This is a genomic window from Desulfovulcanus ferrireducens, assembly GCF_018704065.1.
Classification (GTDB): domain Bacteria; phylum Desulfobacterota; class Desulfovibrionia; order Desulfovibrionales; family Desulfonatronovibrionaceae; genus Desulfovulcanus; species Desulfovulcanus ferrireducens.
Map to the genome: position 1 here is coordinate 84452 of NZ_JAGUQP010000006.1, position 17510 is coordinate 101961.

At 39.6% G+C, this 17510-nt stretch carries 17 protein-coding genes; 6 read left to right on the top strand and 11 right to left on the bottom strand.

Annotated elements, in window-relative coordinates:
- Positions 1 to 54: 54 nt before the first annotated feature.
- From coaD to KFV02_RS03630, 4 genes are all read right to left on the bottom strand, one after another.
- On the bottom strand, positions 55 to 558 hold the full coding sequence (coaD, locus tag KFV02_RS03615) for a pantetheine-phosphate adenylyltransferase (protein ID WP_252380168.1): 504 nt from the start codon (positions 556 to 558) through the stop codon (positions 55 to 57).
- Positions 537 to 1103, bottom strand: coding sequence for a 16S rRNA (guanine(966)-N(2))-methyltransferase RsmD (gene rsmD, locus KFV02_RS03620; RefSeq protein ID WP_252380169.1), 567 nt, complete (start codon positions 1101 to 1103; stop codon positions 537 to 539). Before rsmD ends, coaD begins: the two co-directional genes overlap by 22 nt.
- A 457-nt stretch (positions 1104 to 1560) precedes the next feature.
- Positions 1561 to 3177: an MBL fold metallo-hydrolase RNA specificity domain-containing protein gene (locus KFV02_RS03625; protein ID WP_252380170.1), complete on the bottom strand. Its 1617-nt coding sequence runs from the start codon at positions 3175 to 3177 to the stop codon at positions 1561 to 1563.
- A gap of 20 nt (positions 3178 to 3197) precedes the next feature.
- Positions 3198 to 4154 carry a PleD family two-component system response regulator gene (locus KFV02_RS03630; RefSeq protein WP_252380171.1) on the bottom strand — a complete coding sequence of 319 codons (957 nt, stop codon included), beginning with the start codon at positions 4152 to 4154 and terminating at the stop codon, positions 3198 to 3200.
- 1182 nt (positions 4155 to 5336) lie between these two features.
- Here KFV02_RS03630 and KFV02_RS03635 point away from each other — a divergent pair.
- A complete protein-coding gene (locus tag KFV02_RS03635) occupies positions 5337 to 5987 on the top strand; it encodes a hypothetical protein (RefSeq protein WP_252380172.1) in 651 nt (216 codons plus the stop codon).
- A gap of 41 nt (positions 5988 to 6028) precedes the next feature.
- Positions 6029 to 7426: a glycosyltransferase gene (locus KFV02_RS03640; RefSeq protein ID WP_252380173.1), complete on the top strand. Its 1398-nt coding sequence runs from the start codon at positions 6029 to 6031 to the stop codon at positions 7424 to 7426.
- A 137-nt stretch (positions 7427 to 7563) separates the two neighbouring features.
- On the opposite strand, the gene KFV02_RS03645 is transcribed toward KFV02_RS03640, so the two are convergent.
- From KFV02_RS03645 to cutA, 3 genes are all read right to left on the bottom strand, one after another.
- Positions 7564 to 8625, bottom strand: coding sequence for a glycosyltransferase family protein (locus KFV02_RS03645; RefSeq protein WP_252380174.1), 1062 nt, complete (start codon positions 8623 to 8625; stop codon positions 7564 to 7566).
- Positions 8626 to 8666: 41 nt separating this feature from the next.
- Entirely contained in the window at positions 8667 to 9911 is a 1245-nt protein-coding gene (locus KFV02_RS03650; RefSeq protein ID WP_252380175.1) for a glycosyltransferase family 2 protein, read from the bottom strand.
- A 255-nt stretch (positions 9912 to 10166) separates the two neighbouring features.
- Positions 10167 to 10484 carry a divalent-cation tolerance protein CutA gene (gene cutA / locus KFV02_RS03655; RefSeq protein WP_252380176.1) on the bottom strand — a complete coding sequence of 106 codons (318 nt, stop codon included), beginning with the start codon at positions 10482 to 10484 and terminating at the stop codon, positions 10167 to 10169.
- 269 nt (positions 10485 to 10753) lie between these two features.
- Here cutA and rfaD point away from each other — a divergent pair, with 269 nt between their 5' ends.
- Positions 10754 to 11725 (top strand): ADP-glyceromanno-heptose 6-epimerase, encoded by a 972-nt coding sequence (rfaD, locus tag KFV02_RS03660; protein WP_252380177.1) that lies wholly within the window; start codon positions 10754 to 10756, stop codon positions 11723 to 11725.
- Between the two features lie 5 nt (positions 11726 to 11730).
- On the opposite strand, the gene KFV02_RS03665 is transcribed toward rfaD, so the two are convergent.
- The 3 genes from KFV02_RS03665 to rsfS form a co-directional block, all read right to left on the bottom strand.
- A complete protein-coding gene (locus KFV02_RS03665) occupies positions 11731 to 11973 on the bottom strand; it encodes a hypothetical protein (RefSeq protein WP_252380178.1) in 243 nt (80 codons plus the stop codon).
- A gap of 414 nt (positions 11974 to 12387) precedes the next feature.
- Positions 12388 to 13920 (bottom strand): 2,3-bisphosphoglycerate-independent phosphoglycerate mutase, encoded by a 1533-nt coding sequence (gpmI, locus tag KFV02_RS03670; protein WP_252380179.1) that lies wholly within the window; start codon positions 13918 to 13920, stop codon positions 12388 to 12390.
- Positions 13913 to 14326, bottom strand: a complete 414-nt coding sequence (rsfS, locus tag KFV02_RS03675; protein ID WP_252380180.1) for a ribosome silencing factor — start codon at positions 14324 to 14326, stop codon at positions 13913 to 13915. The genes gpmI and rsfS overlap by 8 nt, the downstream gene beginning before the upstream one ends.
- Positions 14327 to 14646: 320 nt before the next feature.
- On the opposite strand from rsfS, the gene KFV02_RS03680 reads away from it, so the two are divergent.
- The 3 genes from KFV02_RS03680 to KFV02_RS03690 all read left to right on the top strand — a co-directional run bounded on the left by KFV02_RS03680 (position 14647) and on the right by KFV02_RS03690 (position 16267).
- Positions 14647 to 15078: a hypothetical protein gene (locus KFV02_RS03680; RefSeq protein WP_252380181.1), complete on the top strand. Its 432-nt coding sequence runs from the start codon at positions 14647 to 14649 to the stop codon at positions 15076 to 15078.
- A gap of 6 nt (positions 15079 to 15084) precedes the next feature.
- The gene (locus KFV02_RS03685) at positions 15085 to 15858 is read left to right on the top strand and encodes a lysophospholipid acyltransferase family protein (RefSeq protein WP_252380182.1); all 774 of its coding nucleotides are present in this window, start codon (positions 15085 to 15087) and stop codon (positions 15856 to 15858) included.
- A gap of 97 nt (positions 15859 to 15955) precedes the next feature.
- The gene (locus KFV02_RS03690; RefSeq protein ID WP_252380183.1) at positions 15956 to 16267 is read left to right on the top strand and encodes a hypothetical protein; all 312 of its coding nucleotides are present in this window, start codon (positions 15956 to 15958) and stop codon (positions 16265 to 16267) included.
- A 450-nt stretch (positions 16268 to 16717) separates the two neighbouring features.
- On the opposite strand, the gene KFV02_RS03695 is transcribed toward KFV02_RS03690, so the two are convergent.
- A complete protein-coding gene (locus KFV02_RS03695; protein WP_252380184.1) occupies positions 16718 to 17152 on the bottom strand; it encodes an iron-sulfur cluster assembly scaffold protein in 435 nt (144 codons plus the stop codon).
- Positions 17153 to 17510 lie beyond the last annotated feature (358 nt).

Here is a 17510-nt window from a genome sequence, read left to right on the forward strand (position 1 = left end):
TATGAAGCCCCAGGTCCACCCCCATCAACATCAAACAACATAACAATCTCCAGCTCACCCTTGCCCTTTCTTCCCAAAACGCTCCAACAATTTCTTTTCAACAACTTCCGGAACCAAACCATGAATATTTCCGCCCAGTTTGGCCACATCCTTGATAATAGTGGAACTAATATACAACCATCTATAATCAGTCATTAAGAATACTGTCTGAATCATAGGATCCAGTTTTCTATTCATCAGGGCCATCTGAAATTCATATTCAAAATCAGAAACAGCTCGCAGTCCCCTTAGAATGGCCTTGGCCTTTTTTTTACGGGCATAATCAATCAAAAGCCCTGCAAAAGGTTCAACTATAATTCTTGGTTCTCCGGCAAAAACCTCTTTGGCCATCTCCACCCGTTCCTCAAGGGTAAAGAGTGGATTTTTTGGGGAATCATGGGCCACCGCCACAATAATTTGATCAAAAATGTCCAGGCCCCGGTCAACTAAACAAAAATGTCCATTAGTAAGAGGATCAAATGTGCCCGGATAAATGGCTACGCGTTTTTCTTTTCCCATATATAAATCCTTGTCTGACCAAACAATTTATCTTTTAAAAGTATTAAATTTTCTTTAAATAGGTGTGTTAGTTCCAATTTATTCTCCACTTCTGCTACAATCAAAGCCTGCTCATTAATCCAACCGTGTGCGATCAGGCCCTGGAGAGCAGGAATCAATAAATCTTTACCATAGGGAGGATCAATAAAAACCATGTCAAAACTTAAGTCAGCATTTTTATCCAAAATTTTAAACACATCAGCACATAAAACATGGGCTTTTGTCTTTGGAACATCAAGTAACCTTAAATTGGCCCGAATAAAATTTGCTGCCCGTGCATTCTTTTCCCAAAAAACAGCTTTCTTAGCCCCGCGACTCAAGGCCTCCAAACCCAAAGAACCACTGCCGGCAAAAACATCCAATACTGCTACCTCAGGCCAAAACACTCCTCTGGCCTCAAGCATGGAAAAAAGCGATTCTCTTACCCGTCCTGTTGCTGGCCGATATCCCTGGCCATGGCAGGTTTTAATCTTTCTTCCTTTATATTTCCCGGCAATTATTCGCATCTATGAATCTCCTGAGTCGAGAGCCGAGGGTCGAGAATCATAAGTTTAGAGCCTGAATTCATCACCTATTGAGTTTGTGGCCAAACCCTATTTTGGACTACCTAATTAGAAATCCTGGTTTCTTGAAAGCATTGCGAATGGCTGGGCAACCCAACTTAGCGAAGCTTGCGGATAAGCAGAGCATCGGGCTGACAAAGCTAAATATCTGGGAGTATTTGCCATAACTATCGACAATAAAATAAATGTTCATTTATCCTAAATGCCCCATTATGCTCTGCCCGCAAGCAAGCTATAGATGGGTCCAGGCATTTGCACCAGCATGAAAGGAATCAGGATTGAAAAAAAATTATGAAAATTTTTCCTCTGAGTAAGGTTTGGCATAAACTCTATTAAACTTTTAGATTTTTAACCATTTTCACCTAATATCCATCACTTCCGCCTTACCCTTTGACTTTATTTACGAATCAGGGATCTCTGATAATAACTTAGACAACATTGTATTTATCTCTAAAAGGTCATCCCTGAGTTCTGTCTGTTCAGTCCAATTCAATCTTTGAAAATCAGGAATACGGTTCTTCAGGGTATCTACCTTGCCTTGCAGGTCTGTAAACAGAAAATCCCAATTAACCGATGGCCTGGCCTTTTCTATGTCAACCCTGGGTTCAAATATCTTTTCCGGTTTTAAAGTACACTCTTCTAGATAATCTGGAATATGCACTTCATGTCCAAAACGTGCCGTGATTAGTTCGGCTAATATCTTCTGCGCCTTGTACTCACCATGAACAAGAAAAACTTTCATCCCATGATTTCTGAAACAAGATAGCCAGTCTAAGATCTGACTCTGGCCGGCATGGGCTGAAAACCCATTAATAGTGAACACCTTGGCCCTTACAGCCAATTCTTCCCCTAGAATACGAATAGTTTTGGCGCCATCAACAATTTTTCGGCCAGGCGTGCCCTGCGCTTGAAACCCGACAAAAACAATACTAACTCCCTTGCGCCAGATATTGTGGCGTAAATGATGCTTGATCCTTCCAGCATTGGCCATGCCACTAGCAGAGATAATAATGGCCGGCCCGGACAAACTATTTAATTGCATGGATTCTTGAGGAGTCAGGGTAAATTTTAAATTAGGCAGCTGCAAAGGATCTTCACCACGCTCAAGTAGTTCTCTGGTTTGCAGGTCAAAATACCTGTGATGTTTGCGAAAAATTTGCGTGGCCTTGATGGCCAGAGGGCTATCAAGAAATACAGGCATGTCTTTAGGCAACTTACCTTCTTTATATAAAAGGTAAAGAGAATAAATAACCTCTTGAGTTCTTTCTACTGCAAAGGCAGGGATAATTACCTTTTCTCCATGACCGTAACTATATCTGATGGCCTCGGCCAGTTCATCTCTGCTCTGCATTTCATTTTTATGATCCCGGTCGCCATAAGTAGATTCCAGAAATAAAAAGTCCGCCACCTCCGAACAGCTGGGCTCCTTAACCAACAGCTGTTTCGGTCGTCCCAGATCTCCTGAAAAAACAAGCTTAAATTTTTGCTTATCCTTTTCCACCCAGATCTCGATAAAAGCAGAACCTAAAATATGCCCTGCATCCTTGTACATAACTCTTATGCCCGGGCCAACATCTATTTCTTCAAAGTATTCAATTGGCTTTAATAAAGATAAGGTCTTATCCACGTCAGCTTGAGTGTATAGCGGCTCGATCTTAGGCTGGCCTTTTCTAGCTCTTTTTTTATTCTTCCATTCGGTTTCCATCTCCTGGATATGTGCACTATCATATAGCATAATCTCCAGAAGATCTCTTGTAGGCGGAGTTACGTATATATCTCCTTTAAAACCTTCTTTTACCATTTTGGGTAGAAGACCTGAATGGTCAATGTGGGCATGTGTAAGCAGAATAAAATCTAATTTTTTAGCTTCATAGGCTTGTACGTTCCAATTTCTTTTCTCTATTTCCTTATTCCCTTGATACATGCCGCAATCTACAGCGAATCTTGCGCCGTTTACTTCTAAGATATAGCATGAACCTGTTACAGTGCGTGCTGCCCCTAGAAACTTTACTTTCATGTTATTTTTCCTTCTAAAGTTTATTTTTCCAAAACAAGACCATCTTTGGAAACTACACCGACATGACCAACAAGCTGGTCAAAAGAATCTTTCTTATTTTCTTGAATCCAGGACCACAGATGCTCAAAACACTTGTCGCTCCTACCAAGCTTTGACTTAATCTGTACACTTAAAAAAATGCCCACTAAACTGAGTTCAACTTCTTTTAACATAGAGTTTTTACTCTGTAATTCCTGAATTAATAAATTCACCCTATTTAGCAACCCCTTAAAAGCATCTATATCGCAATCGCCAGAAAACAATCCAATTTTACCGTCTGAAAGTTCTCCTACTTGATCATAATTACGTAATATATCACGAATACTGCGTAATACAGTCTCCCTGATCAATCTAGACCAAACTAGCCCCTTGTCTACTACTAACCATTCAAAATTCTTAAAATCCAAAATAGCTATAGAAAGCCACCCCTCTTTACGGCCAACTCGATTTATTTCCGCCTGAAGAGCTTTCTTCAACCCTTCTTCATTCTTCAATCCAGTCCTGGGATCTATATACAGATACTTTTTCAACTCTTTTTGAAGACTTAAAAATCTTACACCAGACTTTATCCTCCACTCCAGTTCACATTTTAAATAAGGTTTGATCAAAAAATCATTGGCTATTGTCTCACTTTCACAAATGGCCACCCGATGCCAGTCTTCACCAATTAAGATTAAATAAAAATCAGATATCTTACCCTCTCGCTCGCGTTTACAACAGAGATTACAAAATTCCAGGCCATCTATACCAGTATTTTCCATGCTTATTAGAACCAGCTCAAAATCATCATCTTCTAACTTTGTAAGCCCCTTAAAATGATTATCGACTAAGACACAATCATACCCCCATTTTTGAACATCCCGGAGTAACTCCTGTCCTACTAAAACATCGGGTTCTATGATCAAAATTTTGACACTTTGGTTTTGTTTGCCCACCATTACTTACTCGCTTTTATCGAGACTGACCTTGCGTGCTAAAAATAAAGTTTGCTGCACCAACGATTATTTGTTCTTTAATTTGTTAAAATAATTCAAAATCCAAAACCCAAAATCCAAAATTCCCTACAAAAACTAAGTCTTTATAGGGATATCTATTAACCTGTATCCAAGAAAAAAGCCATGCATAAACTAGCCAAATTTTATGTTGCTACTCACAGAAGTATAGTTGCGGCAGCATCTGGAGGAACTTAAAGCCTAATCTAACCCCACCTAACAGTTAATAGTTTTTCCCTTAAACAAACTGGATTTAGTCAAGCAACACCATTAAAAACTTTTTTCAATCTTAAAAACCAGATACGGTTTCCTAGCTGCGACCGGTCTAGGTGGTACTTTAGCCAATGCTACCCATCCTGGTCAATTTATTTATTAAAATCCATCCATGGCGACTTGGGAGTGATAAAGTTTTTATCCTCTTCCTGTATCTACCCAAAAGACTCTACTACCCTGCCAATTAAGGAAGAAATCTGCTGCATTTTCTTTGGAGCCAACCAAGAAGCCTATGCTATAGTCAAAAAACAGGTTATATGAAAATGTACTATTTTCATATAAAAATACAGAGCTGTTTTTTTGCCGTTATGTTCACAATCCTTTATGGGCCCAGTGAAATTTTGACATTAAAAACCAGACATGTTCTGGTGGCAATGATTAGAAAAATCCATGAGACCAAGCAAGCCGCCCACAAACTCTTGCCCTCTGGGAACAGAAGAACATAGATGCGAGATTCTGGCTGATATACTTTATAGAACCTAGCCAAGACCTCCATCCTTCTAATGGTTCAAGCGTAAGATATATCCAAAATTTTAAACATTCGCTATGGTTAGGACCTAAATTTAACTATTGCCGGTTTGGCAAAAAAATTGCAATTTATTTGAAAATAAGGGAAAATTTATTTTGGATTGCTCAAAACATGACGGCTCACTACGAAAATTATTGTAAACGTAAAATCAGGTTCCCAGACTGAAAGTTGAGGGGGGGCGGGAGGATATTGAGATGACATTGAGTGTTATTTCAAACAAAACTCAGAGTGCAAAGAAGCTAAGCTTTGACGCGAACTAAGAAACAGAAACGATTACACTTCGTTTTCAGATGTCACAAAATATAAAAAACCTATGAGGTCACGAGATGATTATAGTTACCGGTTCCGGAAGGTCAGGAACTTCCTTTCTTTGTAAAGTTTTAATGCGATGCGGTTGTCATTTTAGGGGAGGATGGGATGAAAAAATAAAAGCAGGCTTAGAAGATCCTTTGATCGTTCATTTTAATGAAGAATTATTTAAAAATTACGGCCTAAATACAGTTACAGATTTCTTAAGCGATGAACAAGTAGCCGAATTGGCTTATAAATATAAAATACCATTAAAAAAATGTGCTCAACAAATTAACTTTGTTAAAGATCCTCGCTTTTGTAAAACGCTTGAAGTATGGTTGAAAGCGGGAGCAAAGGTAGAATTTGTAATTGTTTGTTTAAGAAACATTTCTAGTGTTGTAAAATCTGCAATTGATTATAGTGGTGAGGAAGTAAACTCTTTAGAGCTCGCCAAAAGCTGGCATAATCAAATTTTAGCTAGATTAGGGACACTATTTAATATCCTTTACCAATATGAAGTTAATTTCCAACCCATTATTTTTCCTAAAGATTATCTCGCCTCTCTTGAGTCGTCTAACTTGTCTCCTAATCTACAGTCCTTGGCTAAACGCTTAGATATAGAACAAAAAATTTTAAAAAAAGCTATAAAACAAGAGTTTCGACCTGAAATGATAAAATTTTTATAATTATCATACTAAAAAAATAAATACTTGAATGGAAAATAGCAATGAAATTTGTCAGCCCTGTTTCTTATAAAAAAGATGAGACATATTATTCAAACAATCGCACGGATATCCCATCCATGTTAACTGGTAATCCGCAAAAAATTTTAGAGATTGGTTGTGGAGAAGGAAAGATGGGTGAACTAATAAAGCAAAGATATGAGTGTGAATACATAGGAGTTGAAATAAATTGTAGTGCGGCCCACAAAGCGGAGAAAAAATTGGATCGGGTGATTATTGCTGATGTAGAAAAAATAAATCTAACAGATTATGATATTACTGAGCAATACTTTGATTATATAATTTATGGAGATGTATTAGAACACTTATACGATCCATGGACAACTCTTTATAAACATACACAATTATTAAAAGATAACGGATACGTTATTGCCAGCATCCCAAACATTAGAAACCTAGAAATAATTGAATCGTTAATTAATGGAAACTGGACATATAAAGATAAGGGTATTCTAGACTCTACTCATTTAAGATTTTTCACATTACAAGAAATAAAAAATATGTTTGCTAATTGCGGTTATAAAATAGTGGATATTAAATACCTCCGTGACAAACCGTTTGATCCTAATAAAATAGAAGGATTAATAAATATCGACCTGCCTAAAGTTACAATTAAAAATGTCTCAAAGGAAGAAGCACTAGAATTTTTGAGCGTACAGTTTGTTATAAAGGCTCAAAAGGTAATCGCTCCAGAAACAACAAAGAGTTTTAAATGCTCCATCATTATTCCTGTCTGTAACAGACTCGGATATACCAAGCAATGTCTTGATGGCCTTATTAAAAATACCCCAGAGGATCTTTATGAAGTCATCATCGTGGATAATGCCTCTAGAAAAGAAACTAAGGAATTTCTAAAATGTCTAGAAGGCGATGTAAAGATAATCACCAATACAGAAAACCTTGGTTTTACAAAGGCTTGTAACCAAGGGGCCAAGGTAGCCTCCGGGGAATATTTAGTCTTTCTAAGTAACAGCACAATACCTCAACCTGGTTGGCTTGAAGAGATGATCCAACTAGCTGAAAGCGATGAAAAAATTGGGGTTGTAGGGAGCAAACTACTGTATCCAAACGGTACAATACATCATGCCGGAGTCGTAATGGATAAAAACAAGCTCCCATCTTCCTTGAACGAAGGATGCCCTGCTAATATCCCCGAAGCCAGCAAACAAAAAGACTATCAAATTGTCACTGCAGCTTGTATGTTAATTAAGCGCAAGCTATTTTTTGATGTTGGGTGCTTTGATGAAAGGCATGTAAGTGGTTTTAAAGAGGCGGATCTTTGTCAGAGGGTTGGCAAGAAAGGGAAAAGGGTGGTTTACAGTCCAAAGAGTATTCTAATTTATTATGATTTTAAAAAGAGGGCTAGCAACCAAAAGGGATAAAATTTAAAAAACGTCCTCCCTTGGATAGATAAAAAATAAAATCAAGCAAAATGATAAAAATACTTTCTCTGAAAGCGAATCGAGAGAATGGTTACCCCTACTCACAATTTGAAGCAGATGTCTTGAAACCTCACAACTTATTGGCATCTTCGATCATTTTTATTATTGAGTTCAAACGAATCACAAACAAATCTCCTATAGCTACTAAGATAAACATCTCTTTGTCCCCCTAGAATAAAATCATGCATAATTCTCTTTCTGGCCATATATCCCATTTTAATCCTTTCCTTTTCGTTGCAAATCAAAAATTCCAGAGCCTCAATCCACTCCTTTTCTGAACTTCCCACCAACAATCCGTCCTTTCCAGATTGAATATCTTTTGCATAAGGTGACAAATCAGAATAGATACCTGGAACTGCACAGGCTGAATATTCCAACCATTTAATATTACTCTTACACCGGTTAAATTCATTATCCTCAAGGGGGGCTAAACCTATATCCAGGTTGAGAGAAAACAACCTTTTAACAAACCGCACATAACCTTGTTCAAAAGGAACAACCCTGACTGAAGGACAACGCAATAACCTCTTGGTCGCACAACCAAAGAGTAACACCTCAAGCCTTTCTTTAAAACGATCAATTATATTCACCATAGCCCCTTCAATCATTTCCAGATCACTTTGATGAGTCTGTGAGCCTGCAAAACCGATTTTGATTAAAGAACCAGTTCTATCAGGCAGGGGCATATCCCAGAGCCGCGGATCAAGTAAGTTAGGAAACACAAAAACATTTGCATTAAAAGGCTTTATCTTTTCGGCCAATTCGCTAGTTGAGACTGTCACAGCCTGAACAAGGGGCAAAAGTTTCAGGATATAAGGCCTGGTTTTCTCCATATTAAATGCCAAGGGATTGCTGGCCGGAACCTGCCATAAAAGATCGTCTATCTCATAAACAACCGGCTTGCCTGAATCTAAAATTTTTTCAATGCATGGCCAGGTTTCCTGAATGGGAAAATAACGTTGGACAATAATCAAGTCTGCCCAATCCAAGGCATCATAGGATATGGCATAATTATTGCCGTCACTTTGCACACACCACTTATACTTTAACTCTGGATAAAGATAAGAAAAAGGTCGTATGAGGCGAACCTGAGCACAGGCATAAGAAACTATATCTAGAGAGAATACAGCAATACGCATATCACAACCTTCAAAAAAAATTATAAATAATCAATCTATATTTAAATTTCTACCCTATGTTGCGTCTCCCATTCCTTAACAGCAGCATACAATAGTTGATCATTTTTCTGTGCATATTTTTTTATTATTGTTGCTCCAACGCAAAACGCTTTCCTTTTTTGATGCATTTCTTTTTTTAAAGTTTCACCTAAATTTCTTACTGCTTGAACTAATTCTTCATCCATACAATTAATTCCGGAGAGCATAAGGTAAATTTCATCCGGGGGGAAAAATTTTACAGCACGCATATAAATTTTTTGAGCCTGCTCTCTCATCTCTTCCTTCAAAAAATACTCATATAATTTAATATATCCTTCTTTCCACAACGGCTCTCTAAAAATCATCTCCATATACCAAGCAACATCAAATTTCTTTGGTCTAAAATACTCTAATTCATATTGTCTTGATTTGGACAAAACAGGATAAACTTGTAAATTGTATGCCAATCTAAAATCATACCCGTCTTCCAGATAAAAATTATGCCGATCAGGAACAAACTTACTCCAACATCTCTTGGCTAAAATACCAGCATTGACACTATCATAAGTAAACCGACCTGGTGTCTGACTAGTTAGATGAAAAACAACACTCTCAGGAATCATCGCCAGTCTTTTACCCTCCCCCCTAATCTGGACACAAAGATCAACATCTTCAAACCCATTTCTATAACCTATATAAAAGCTACCACACTGAAAAAAAAGAGCTCGAGGAATCAGAAAGGCTGCCCCGGTAATGGCCTGCAATGAACGTCTTTTTTTGACAACTGTATGATCTTTAGGAAAAAATTCATACAGATGAGAAGCATGTCTTAATGGTGAAAAAGCCACCCCTAGATGTTGGACTGTATTGTCTGGATACAGCAGAAGCGGGCCAACTGCTCCTAATTTCTTATCTTCAGAAAATGCCGCTATAAGTGGCGGCAGCCAGTTATCAGTTACCAAGGTATCATTATTTAAAAAAAACAAAAAATACCCCTGGGCTTTTTTAGCGCCCAGATTACAAGCCGGTCCAAAGTTTATATTTTCCTCGAGCCTGATGTATTTAAATTGCTGCCCGAAAAGATTCTGCCCAAGCACAGGACAATGCGTGTTTGTCTCATCACTTGATCCGTTATCTACAACTATAACTTCAAAATTTTCTCCTCGTGTATGTTGCTTTAAACTTATAAGACAATCTTTAGTCAATTGCCATTGATTAAAAACCGGGATTATAATTGAAACCAAATAGTTACATTTATACTTATTCATATCCAAGCCTCTTAACGCTTACACAAAAAACAAATTTTGCGATTTTTGACAATAAAACAAGCTTCATAGTTAATTCAAAAAAGTGCAAAAGGAGTTTGTAAAAAACAGATCCTGATTGTACATTAAAAAGTCATTCTGCTTATTTCTAACTTTCCTTTATGACTAGCTTACCGTCATTAATCACATATTACTCTAAATTTCGGTCGCTACTTTTGAGGTTCTCCACTCCTTCAGCATCCATTCAAGAAGAATGGTCTAGTTCTGGGTCTCAGCATTAATCCAGTCTAAAAACTCTTTGTTCCCACCTTGTACAGGTAAAAATATAACACAAGGACAGTCATAGCTGTGAATTTCCTTGACTCTTTCAAGCAGACTCTCTTTTAATTCTTCTCTAGTCTTGGCAATAATGACAACTTCTTTACTTTTTTCCAACTGCCCCTGCCACCAATACATAGACAACATCCCGTCCAAAATATTCACGCAAGCTGCCAACCTCTCTCCGACTAAAACTTGACCAATTTTTTCTGCTTCAGCCAAATCTTTGGCCGTGATATAGGCAAAAACATGTCCCATTTTTCTTCCCCTCGAAGTTTTATTGTCGCCGTATTAAGTTGCTAAATAACTAAATAAATTAAAAAACGCCATGTCTGCAAAAAAACTATCCAACAAGTTTAAATTAACCAAGCAAATTTTATACCGTCAATCAAACTTCACATCATCCACATCTCTCATCTTCCGCCCTCCTCACTAACCATCCCATCCCCCATCTATCAAAACTTGCCCTTTTGCCCAAAGCAAAATAAGTAGTCTTTAAATTAACACCTCAACCAAAAGGAGCGGATATGTATATAGTTACTGGTGGAGCCGGGTTTATTGGTAGTGCCTTTGTTTGGCAATTAAACCAGATGGGTATCGAACGTATTCTAATTGTTGACAACCTTGGTCGGACAGAAAAGTGGAAAAACCTGGTCAACTTAAAGTACCTAGATTATGAACATAAAGACAAATTCTTAGACCTAGTCTTAAAAAACAAGCTCCCGGCTATTACAGCCATAATCCATATGGGGGCTTGTTCATCGACTACGGAACTAGATGCAGATTATTTAATGGAAAACAATTTTCACTATACGCAAAAACTGGCCAGGTATTGTCTGGAAAACAACGCCCGTTTTATCTACGCAAGCAGTGCAGCCACTTATGGAGACGGCACGCTCGGTTTTGATGATGACCACGCTGGTCTTGCGAATTTAAAGCCTTTGAACATGTATGGCTACTCAAAACACCTTTTTGATCTCTGGGCTCAAAAAAAAGGGCTATTAGACAAAATAGTAGGCCTGAAATTCTTTAATGTCTTTGGTCCAAATGAATATCACAAAGGGGATATGAAGAGCGTTATCGCCAAGGCCTATTCCCAGATAAAGGATACCGGGAAACTCAAGCTATTTAAATCTTATCGGCCCGAATACGGTCATGGGGAGCAAAAAAGGGATTTTATCTATGTTAAGGATTGTGTGCAGGTTATGGCCTGGTTTTTGGAACATAAGGAGATAAACGGTATCTTCAACCTCGGCACAGGAAAAGCCCGCTCATGGAACGAACTGGCGCGCGCAGTGTTTGTGGCCATGCACCGAGAACCAAGTATCGAATACATTGAAATGCCCGAGAGCATAAGGGATAAATACCAATATTTCACCCAGGCCCGAATGGACAAACTGAAAGCAGCAGGCTGCCCCTGTAGTTTTATGTCTCTGGAAGAAGCTGCCAAGGACTATGTCCAAAACTATCTAAGCCAAGACGACCCGTATTTGCGTTAACTCGTCTACAAAAAGTCAGGATCTACTGCAGCCCGGCCATTATCCAGGATTGTTTTGATAAACAAAACGCTCTTTTTATCCACTGGAGCCAGGGGGAACTGCTTGTGGCAGGCATCGCACTGGCCCATGGATGGCTCTGTGGGGCCAAGCAAAGGAACATTGCGTCCGCAATAAGGACATGGATAAAGAAAAATTATCTCCAATCCCACAGGCTTAACCGGTGGTATAAACTTTTTTTCTCGCATCATTCTCTCCTGATTTCATCGCCTTTGGATGATTATCCCCCTATTGAGTCTGTGGCCAAACCTCATTTTGACCGCTGATTGAAAGTCTTGGTTTCTGTAATGCATTACAAACGGCTTGGGTAACCCAATCTTAACGAAGCTTGTGGATAAGCAGAGCATCGGGATGAATGAGCTAAATATTTTGCGACATTAACCATAACTATCGATAATTAAATGAACTTTTGTTTACCCAAAATATCCCATTATGCTTTGCCCGCAAGCAAGTTTTAGATGGGTCCAAGACTTTGTACCAGCATGAAAGAAACCAAGACTAGAATAAACCATAGAAATTAAGTTGATAAAAAGGTTCGGCCACAAGCTCTATTGAGGAACGGAGCTGTTCCCGCTGAAGGCAGGATCAGCTCCGTCTCACATATTTTAAATCAAGCTCTTTCCTGTCATCTCCTTAGGTTTAGGAATGGACCACAAATCAAGGATAGTCGGGGCAATATCAGCCAGAATCCCACGTGGCCGCAACCGAATGTCTTTTTTGTTTTCACTTATTAAGACAAGAGGCACAGGATTTAAACTATGGGCGGTCTTTGGTTTTCCATCTTCATCCAACATATCATCTGCATTACCATGGTCTGCCGTGAGCAAAATGGTTCCGCCTACCTCTTGCATGGTTTCAACAACCCGTCCCACACACTCATCCACTGCTTCACACGCCTTAATTGCTGCCGGAATGACCCCTGTATGACCAACCATATCCAGGTTGGCAAAGTTACACACATAAAGATCATATTCCCCGGCCCTTATTTTTGAGCATAAAACATCTGTCACTTTGTAAACACTCATTTCGGGCTTCAGATCATAAGTGGCAACTTCACGAGGAGAAGGAATCAATATTCTGTCTTCCCCGGGAAAAGGCTCCTCTTCCCCTCCATTAAAAAAATAGGTCACATGGGCATATTTTTCTGTCTCAGCAATGCGAAGTTGCCTGAGGCCTTTTTCAGACACCACCTGCCCCAGAATATTGTCCAGTTTTTCCGGGGGGAAAATAACCGGCAGACCAAAATCCTTATCATATTCAGTCATAGTGACTAGATTAAGCCGGGGCCAAATTTTACGCTCAAACTCTTTAAAGTGCGGATCAAAAAGCGCCTGGCAAAGCTCCCTTGCCCGGTCGGCCCGAAAATTAAAAAAGATGATCCCGTCACCATCTTGCAGGGTAGCCACTGGTTTATCATCGTCCATCAACACAATGGGCCTTACAAACTCATCAGTCTCGCCAGCAGCATAAGCATCATTAACCGCCACAACAGGATCACGCGCCACCTTCCCCTGCCCAAGAGTCAACGCATCATAGGCCAGCTTAACCCTGTCCCAGCGTCTATCCCGGTCCATGGCAAAGTAACGACCGCTAATAGTGGCAATCTTCCCTACCCCGGTCTCCTGCAGGTAATTTTTAAGCTTTTGCACATAGGTTATTCCGCTTGTAGGAGGGGTATCCCGGCCATCTAAAAAACAATGGATAAATACTTGGCTGACACCCTTTTCTTTAGCTAACTTGATAAGGCTATGCAGGTGTTCCTGAAGACTGTGCACTCCCCCGTCCGAGAGCAAGCCCATCAAGTGCAACCTGCCGCCGTCTTTTATTTTGGCCAGTAATTCATTTAAGACCTTGTTTTCCTTTATGCTCCCATCCTGGATAGCCAAGTTTATGCGCACGATATCCTGGTAAACAACCCTGCCTGCCCCAATGTTTAAATGACCCACCTCGGAATTACCCATCTGCCCTGGCGGCAAGCCAACACTTTCACCTGAACACTTGAGGCTTGTATGAGCAAAATTTTTCAAAAGTTTATCCATATTAGGTGTATTGGCCAATGAGATAGCATTGCCCGGCCCTTTGGGGGCAATTCCCCATCCATCCAGAATCAAGAGAAGTATAGGAGACATTTTACCCATTTTCAGCCTCTTCCGGTTGTTCCTCGTCCAGGTCTAAATCGACCTCTTTCCCCCTGGCCCAAAATCCCTCTAAATTATAAAATTGGCGTGTATCTGCCAGAAATATGTGCACTATCACATCGTTCAAATCCAAAAGAATCCAGTCTCCACCTTTATATCCCTCCATGCCCATATATTCCCACTTATTCTCTCCGACCTTTTCCAGAACATAGTCTGCCAGGGCCTGGGCATGGCGCACATTCTGAGCGGTGACGATAAGCACGCCTTCAAAAACATTAGAGATTTCACGTACATCTAACCCTAAAACCTGTTGGCCTTTCTTTTCATGTAACCAGTTACCAACGATTTTTAATTTGTCTAAAACCGGCATTGCCGCTAATTTTTTTTTCACATCCTTATCAGACATTATCTTTTCTCTCCCATGCATCATTTATAGATATTGAATTTGTCCTGATTATCAACTAAGAACTTCTTTGACTTAATCCATTATTATTTGTAGCGCAAACCAAAATCTGAGCCATCCAGACATTATAGATGCGGCAACCCCATAAACTCTAACGACAAAAAACACAAATTCGACACTTTTGCGAAAGTCCCTCATGGCCGCCTAAATGAAACTAGTTGATCCGGAGAAACCACAGCCAAAAGGAAGAACGGACCGGAATCCCCCCACACTTTTGCAGAAGTCTCGAATTCAAGCTACAAACGTTATGTATGGACAGACAAATGTTAAGAAAACTCTATCCCAAGGTTAAACGTCGCATACTATACTTATTGGCCGGGAGTATGTGGACTATTGTCGGACTTATGCTTATCAGAACTGCATGTAGCTGGCTTCTTCCTTTACCTTCTTACAAAGCCATTTTTTTGGCCCTAATTGGCGCTGTCTCTGGCGTAAATCTCGCCCGGCCTGGTTTTCAGAAACTAGTATCTAAAAATATCTCTCGCATTAACACTAAACCTGAATCGGCCTGCATCTTTGGATTTCAATCCATTAAAAGCTACTTTCTCATTCTATTTATGATCTTGCTCGGTTTTATTTTGCGTCACTCGGTTTTCCCCAAACCATTCCTGGCCATCATATATCTGACTATCGGTCTTGGGCTTTTTCTATCCAGCTTTAAATATTACCCCAACTTTAACAAAAACAAACATTAATCAATTATGGAAATCATTGCCAAAACAGACAATTATATTACCCCTGACAACAAAGGCCGACTGCTGGCTAAAAACTTCCCTAATCTCTACTTTTATTTTCAAACCATAAAAATAGTTCTCAAGGCAGCCAAACAGGCACAAAAAGGACTCTATTCGGATGAAGAATGGGTCAAAAGCAGTCTAAAGATAGTCACCTCTTTAGAAGACACCGGGGCCAAATTTGTGATCACGGGCAAAAAACATTTTATAAACCTGGATAAACCCTGCGTATTTGTGGCTAACCATATGAGTACTCTGGAGACTTTTGTCCTCCCCTGTATTGTCCGTCCCCACCGTCCCATAACCTTTGTAGTCAAAAAGAATTTAGTTGAAATGCCTATTTTTAAACATATCATGATAAGCCGTGATCCAATCACGGTCACCCGAGAAAATCCCAGGGAAGATTTTAAGGCAGTCATACAGGGGGGAATGGAAAGGCTAAAAAAAGGTGTCTCTATATTTATTTTTCCTCAAACAACCAGAACTACGACATTCGATCCCAAAAAATTCAATACTATTGGAGTAAAGCTGGCCAGAAAAGCCCAGGTGCCTATAATCCCTGTTGCTTTAAAGACCGATGCCTGGGGAATAGGTAAATGGATAAAAGACTTTGGCCCCATCTCTCCTCAAAAGACTGTCTACTTCACCTTTGGCCCGCCCTTAGAAGTAAAAGGAAACGGTAAAAATACGCATCAGCAAATTATAGCATTCATTTCTGAAAACTTAAGTAAATGGTCATGAAATCCTGGCAACTAATGCATGATGATGCTTCCTATCTTTATAATAATATGACTATGACTGATTTAAGCCTTAGTACTATCCGACTCCAACTCTTTATATGATCGACAAAACAGCTATTATCCCGACCGTCCTAGAAAAACTAAAAAAACTGCCCATTGGGCACTGTATTGACCTGCGCACCTATAAACGCAACCGCTCGGTCGTTATAGTCAAAAAGGAAGAGGATGAGTATCTGGTTATTGAAAACGGATATTTTCAGGAAGAGTTTGTGGTTGGCTTAAGCAAGTTAAAAAAGCTCTTAAAAACCCTGCTAAAAAAAGAATTCCCCCGCAGTAATAAAATTAGACTCTATAACCTGGGAGAATACAATAAGGAGCAGCTGGCAAAGACAAATTGGAAAAAACTCTAGAGTCTGTGGCCAAACCCCATTTTAACCGCTGATTGAAAGTCTTGGTTTCTGACATACATTACAAACGGCTGGGGTAACCCAATCTTAGTGATGCTTGCGGAAAAACAGAGCATCGGGATGAATGGGCTAAACATTTTGCGCTTTTGACCATAACTATCGATAATAAAAGAATATTCATTTATCCCAAATGCCCCATTATGCTCTGCCCGCAAGCAAACTTTTTACCCCGTTGAATCCAGCGAAGCGGGGCTGGCTTTTGCCAGTATTCAACTGGGGTAGATGGGTCCAAGTCTTTGTACCAGCATGAAAGAAACCAAGACCGAAATAAACCTTGGAAATTAGGGTAAAGGTTCGACCACAGGCTCTACAGACTCTCTAAATGTTGGCCGGACAAATTATATGTAAACAATCCGGCCAAAACTAAAAGCAACCGCCTTCAGGGGAATGCTTTTAGTTTTTGTTTTTAAGCATAAAATTATGGACAGCCTCCTGCAAGGTAGTGGCTGCCAAGTGAGCACAATGTTCTTTATCCTCGGGTAGTCCTCCTAACCTCTCTAAAATCTCCTCCCCGGAGATGGAGGCCGCCTCCTCCAGAGACTTACCAAGTGCTATTTCGCAGGCCACAGAGCCACAAACAAGACTCGGCCCACAACCATCTGTAAAAAAAGAAGCTTCTTTTACTACATCGTTTTCAATGCGTAAAAAAATCTCCATACTGTCCCCACAGCTTCCCTTCAGCTTGGCTGAAGTCGTAGGATTGTCCATCACTCCAACATATTTAGGGTTCTTCCAGCGCTCCAGAACATATGGACCGTAATCCTTTTCTGTTTTAACGTATATTTCTTCCTGTAATTGATCTAAAAACTCATCCAGATTAGTAGACATTGGTCCTCCTTATTTAATTTTAAAATTAAGCACTCAACTTTGGGTGTTGTCTGACTCACTATAATTTCAATACTCAACTTTCTGACACGATTAACATCCTCAAATTACTACACAATTGAAGAGTGCATTTTCTGAAATGCATTACAAACGGGTTGGGTAACACATCTTGGCGAAGATTGGGGAAGTGCTGTGCATAGGGAGGTTGTTCCATCGAACTTTCGAAACCCATCATAACAACAGAAATGGCATGAAGTAACATTCTATTGACTAACCCCATTATGCACAGCCCGCAAGCAAGCCTTAAATGTGTCCAAGTCTTTGTTAGCATTGAAGAAAATGCGCTCGCAAATTAACTCAG

Bases quoted from the DNA above. Each gene is read 5' to 3' on its own strand.
- KFV02_RS03690 (WP_252380183.1), top strand. From the start codon at position 15,956: ATGATCGACAAAACAGCTATTATCCCGACCGTCCTAGAAAAACTAAAA.
- rfaD (WP_252380177.1), top strand. From the start codon at position 10,754: ATGTATATAGTTACTGGTGGAGCCGGGTTTATTGGTAGTGCCTTTGTT.
- KFV02_RS03650 (WP_252380175.1), bottom strand. From the start codon at position 9,911: ATGAATAAGTATAAATGTAACTATTTGGTTTCAATTATAATCCCGGTT.
- KFV02_RS03680 (WP_252380181.1), top strand. From the start codon at position 14,647: ATGTTAAGAAAACTCTATCCCAAGGTTAAACGTCGCATACTATACTTA.
- gpmI (WP_252380179.1), bottom strand. From the start codon at position 13,920: ATGGGTAAAATGTCTCCTATACTTCTCTTGATTCTGGATGGATGGGGA.
- KFV02_RS03640 (WP_252380173.1), top strand. From the start codon at position 6,029: ATGAAATTTGTCAGCCCTGTTTCTTATAAAAAAGATGAGACATATTAT.
- coaD (WP_252380168.1), bottom strand. From the start codon at position 558: ATGGGAAAAGAAAAACGCGTAGCCATTTATCCGGGCACATTTGATCCT.
- KFV02_RS03685 (WP_252380182.1), top strand. From the start codon at position 15,085: ATGGAAATCATTGCCAAAACAGACAATTATATTACCCCTGACAACAAA.
- KFV02_RS03695 (WP_252380184.1), bottom strand. From the start codon at position 17,152: ATGTCTACTAATCTGGATGAGTTTTTAGATCAATTACAGGAAGAAATA.
- KFV02_RS03645 (WP_252380174.1), bottom strand. From the start codon at position 8,625: ATGCGTATTGCTGTATTCTCTCTAGATATAGTTTCTTATGCCTGTGCT.
- KFV02_RS03665 (WP_252380178.1), bottom strand. From the start codon at position 11,973: ATGATGCGAGAAAAAAAGTTTATACCACCGGTTAAGCCTGTGGGATTG.
- KFV02_RS03625 (WP_252380170.1), bottom strand. From the start codon at position 3,177: ATGAAAGTAAAGTTTCTAGGGGCAGCACGCACTGTAACAGGTTCATGC.
- KFV02_RS03630 (WP_252380171.1), bottom strand. From the start codon at position 4,154: ATGGTGGGCAAACAAAACCAAAGTGTCAAAATTTTGATCATAGAACCC.
- rsmD (WP_252380169.1), bottom strand. From the start codon at position 1,103: ATGCGAATAATTGCCGGGAAATATAAAGGAAGAAAGATTAAAACCTGC.
- cutA (WP_252380176.1), bottom strand. From the start codon at position 10,484: ATGGGACATGTTTTTGCCTATATCACGGCCAAAGATTTGGCTGAAGCA.
- KFV02_RS03635 (WP_252380172.1), top strand. From the start codon at position 5,337: ATGATTATAGTTACCGGTTCCGGAAGGTCAGGAACTTCCTTTCTTTGT.
- rsfS (WP_252380180.1), bottom strand. From the start codon at position 14,326: ATGTCTGATAAGGATGTGAAAAAAAAATTAGCGGCAATGCCGGTTTTA.